The organism is Ruegeria sp. AF1, assembly GCF_056542125.1.
Window position 1 is genome coordinate 1 of the sequence record NZ_JBQFZG010000051.1, and the last position, 742, is coordinate 742.

The window sequence follows — 742 nt, forward strand, 5'->3', positions numbered from 1 at the left end:
GGATGATGGAAAAGCTAAAGGGTGGATGCTATTGCCGCGCCGTACGATACGAGATTTCCGGTCGGCCGGAATGGTCAGCGCATTGTCATTGCCGGTCCTGCCAGTTGGCGCTTGGTGGCGCCTTCGTGACTTGGGCAAAAGTGGCCGCGAAGAATTTCGAAGTCACCAGCGGTACCATCAAAACGATCGAGAAGACCCCCGGAGTTCGCCGAGGCTTTTGTGGCGATTGCGGGACAACACTGACCTATGCCGCAGAAGGTGAGGTGGACGGTCAAGATTGGAGTTCTGACGCTTGGTTTGCTGCCGCCACTCTCGACGACCCATCGGAGGTCGAACCGAAGTCGCACGTCTTTGTCTCGCATCAGCAGCCATGGATCAAGCTCGCCGATGGGTTGCCGACGTTCCAGGAGTTTTGATGCGACCAACCAAGAAAGGGACACTATGAGCGAAGCCTACACATACGCCTGCCGTGATTGCGAGGGCATGGAGACCTGCCCCGGCGAGGTCACCGCCGGTTCGAAGGATGAGGTCTGGAAGCTGATGGAGCTTCACGCCGTCATCGCGCATGGGGAAAACCCCAGTTCGTGGGACAATGAAACGCGTGATTATCTGAGCACATTGATAACGTCCAAATGACAACTGACCTAGTTGGGCAATTCTTTTTGACGGATGGGCAAGCGTTGCCAAGCCGACCCAAAGATTAAACCTCTAGGGTGGTTTCTGTGGGTTAACCGGACTCTTT

General features: G+C 55.7%; 2 protein-coding genes. Both read left to right on the top strand.

Translation table 11 applies throughout. The annotated features are described in order from the left end of the window. Nucleotides 1-416, top strand: a 416-nt coding sequence (locus ACR0BK_RS20375) for a GFA family protein (RefSeq protein ID WP_480556067.1), incomplete at its 5' end; no start/stop codon positions are given. Between the two features lie 25 nt (nt 417-441). Beyond that, on the top strand, nt 442-636 hold the full coding sequence (locus ACR0BK_RS20380; protein WP_480556068.1) for a DUF1059 domain-containing protein: 195 nt from the start codon (nt 442-444) through the stop codon (nt 634-636). The last annotated feature ends 106 nt before the right edge of the window (nt 637-742 follow it).

Excerpts from the sequence above, each read along its gene's own strand:
- ACR0BK_RS20380 (WP_480556068.1), top strand. The coding sequence starts at position 442 with ATGAGCGAAGCCTACACATACGCCTGCCGTGATTGCGAGGGCATGGAG.